General features: G+C 29.1%; 2 protein-coding genes. Both read left to right on the top strand.

Features of this window, described 5'->3' with window-relative positions; all coding sequences use genetic code 11:
• On the top strand, nucleotides 1–332 hold a 332-nt coding region (locus B0A75_RS20275), incomplete at its 5' end, for a gliding motility-associated C-terminal domain-containing protein (RefSeq protein WP_165765151.1).
• A 1,099-nt stretch (nucleotides 333–1,431) separates the two neighbouring features.
• Nucleotides 1,432–2,319 (top strand): IS982 family transposase, encoded by an 888-nt coding sequence (locus B0A75_RS20270; protein WP_089056081.1) that lies wholly within the window; start codon nucleotides 1,432–1,434, stop codon nucleotides 2,317–2,319.
• Nucleotides 2,320–2,382: the final 63 nt, after the last annotated feature.

The raw sequence follows: 2,382 nt of genomic DNA, 5'->3' as shown, positions 1-2,382 counted from the left end.
CCATAACTCCAAGCACAACAGTATCAGATCTAATCATTTATAATTATGTAACTCCAAATGATGATGGCCACAATGACGTATTCTTTATTGACGGAATATCAAAATATCTCAATAACTCAGTTGAAATTTACAATAGATGGGGGGTGTTAATCTACGAAGTAAATGGATATGACAACGAAACCAAAGCATTTAGAGGCATCTCTGAAGGAAGAATAACAGTAAATAAAAACGAAAAATTACCAGAAGGAACTTATTATTATATTTTAAAATATATAAAACAATCTTCTACAGAAATAATTGAAAGATTAGGGTATCTATATATCAATAGGTAAAAATCGATTAACGAAAGATCTTGATCAATACAACTAAACTCAAAAAACATGAAAGCAGTAATAATGGCCTCTCTTTTATTTAATCTTCAATTGTAAGTGCACAATAAGAAGATCAATACACGCAGTTATGTACAATATGTCAAGTTTAAATCCACATATGCTGGCTCGAGCGAAATTCTAAATATATTAGAATATAAAGAGCACAATGGATCGCTATAGAGGGCACCCAAAAATAAGAACAGTTACTGTACACATTCCTATTGAAAACAGTAATATTCATTTCGTACAAACATAATTAAAAAATGCATTTAAATACAGAGTAGCTGGTTAAACTTTTTATACAGGAAATTAAACAAAATTAAAACCTTCAATTTTCATAAAAGCAGTGTATGTAATCGAGCCTTTGTTATTTGGATAATGCTTTTTTGTATCAATAGTAAATACTGGTAATACGGGTTTAAATAGAAATTAATTCAAATTTTGGTTTAAATCCTGTGCAAATCTAGAAACTTCTTTCATTTGATAAGAGTATATTTTGATAATCGAAACAGTTGTGAATTGTCTATTAAGAAGTTTTATATCAAATTCTAAAATATCGAAGGCAGGAATCTCTCTATCAAAATTTTAATATTCATACCATTTTTTTTAATTTCCAATTCATCTTTAGATAAAGGAAGTTCATTGACTAAGGTAAAACAAAATTTCCAGAGCCATCAATTTTTTTAGATCCAATCAACTGGTATCCTTTCCCACAAAACACAAAGACTACACTTCGTCCCATATTCGATTTTACTTAAACAAAGTGAATTTATTTTTATTTCCTCTCATCAAAGAAAAAAAAGTACTTTCAAAATCTTTAGGATGTTGTCCTTCCCCATTATCATAAATAATCCTGAACTTTGTTTAGCGGACCCATCGGCTATGATTTGAATATTTTCAGTTTGCTTTCTCCTAGATGTGTTTGTATCTCAATTTTATTATTAAGAAAAAATAAATCAATACCCGTTGGGTGAAATTATTTGGAGTAAATTAAATTGATCAGATATTGGTCAAGACACTGCAAAGCAGTATCTTGAAGTCGCCAAACAAACCAATATCCATGTCAAATATAGTTAAAAATTATTTTAAGGTTTTAGAAGTTATAAGTTCTTTGAATTATGATTTGATATTTAATTCCAGAGTTGGAAGAACTAGCAAAATGTCTGATTTGGAAGTTATTGCGCTAAGCTTGACCTCTGAATTTATGCCTATTGACAGTGAAAATTCACTTTTCAAGCAAATTAGCCCCGATTTAATTCCAAACTTAATTGAACGTAGCCAGTTCAATAAAAGAAGAAGAAGAAAGCTGTTTTTGTTTTCTGAAGAAGTAAGAACCAAATTAGCTAACCGATTTCTTGAGTTTGAGAATTATTTTATTGTTGACAGTATGCCGTTGGAAATCTGTAAATTTTCTCGTCACAACCGAATCAAAATATGTAAAGAACAATTTGAAACTGCTCCTTCAAAAGGTTTTTGCGCCTCACAAAACAATTGGTTTTACGGCTATAAACTTCATGGGGTCTGCTCTGTTGGAGGTGTTTTTCATTCTTTAGAAATTACAAAACCTGAAGTTCATGATATCAATTTTTTGAAGAACATTAAACAGCAAATGTCTAATTGCGTGATCCTTGGTGATAGAGGTTATTTATCAGAATCGATTCAGTTAGACCTGTTTCAAACAGTAAAAATTCAATTGGAAACGCCAAAAAGAATTAACCAAAAAAATTATGAGCCACAACCCTATATATTTAGAAAATCCAGAAAAAGAATCGAAACACAGTTTTCACAATTATGCGATCAGTTTTTAATTCGAAGAAATTATGCTAAATCTTTTGTAGGTTTTAAAACAAGAATTTTAGCAAAAATAACAGCAATGACTTTAATTCAATACATCAATAAATTTATATTTGACAGGCCTATAAACAATATTAAAAATGAACTTATTTAATTTCACCCAACGGGTTAATAATAATAATAATAATAATAATAATAATAATAATAATAATATGTT

The sequence above is a fragment of the Flavobacterium oncorhynchi genome (genome assembly GCF_002217355.1).
Taxonomy (GTDB): domain Bacteria; phylum Bacteroidota; class Bacteroidia; order Flavobacteriales; family Flavobacteriaceae; genus Flavobacterium; species Flavobacterium oncorhynchi.
Note: the sequence above shows the minus strand (reverse complement) of the source record. Positions and strands in the feature narration are given on the sequence as shown.

Excerpts from the sequence above, each read along its gene's own strand:
- B0A75_RS20270 (WP_089056081.1), top strand. The coding sequence starts at position 1,432 with ATGTCAAATATAGTTAAAAATTATTTTAAGGTTTTAGAAGTTATAAGT.